The organism is Aquirufa ecclesiirivi, from assembly GCF_011250515.1.
In the GTDB taxonomy this organism is placed as follows: Bacteria; Bacteroidota; Bacteroidia; order Cytophagales; family Spirosomataceae; genus Aquirufa; species Aquirufa ecclesiirivi.
Window position 1 is genome coordinate 1 of sequence record NZ_JAANOP010000027.1, and the last position, 287, is coordinate 287.

Below are 287 nucleotides of genomic sequence, written 5' to 3' on the forward strand. Positions count from 1 at the left end.
CTCTTCCCATCTCGAACAGAGAAGTTAAGCCCCGCACCGCTGATGATACTGGGATCAAACCCGGGAAAGTAAGTAAGCTCCAAGTTATTATTACCCAAGCCCGCTAGATTCTAGTGGGCTTTTTTTTTGCTAAATGAAGAATGTAAAATGTAAAATGAAGAATGAAGAATGTAGAATTAGTGGTTAGTTATTAGGACATAAATTGAAGCCAATTCCATTTATAATTTATCATTCATCATTTGCCATTTATTCGTGTAGCATTGTTGGCATAAACCATTTCACGGTCT

1 rRNA gene is annotated in these 287 nt (G+C 36.9%); it reads left to right on the top strand.

The window, feature by feature from the left end:
* A 5S ribosomal RNA gene (rrf, locus tag G9H65_RS13315) occupies positions 1–85 on the top strand; the annotation flags it as partial.
* Positions 86–287: the final 202 nt, after the last annotated feature.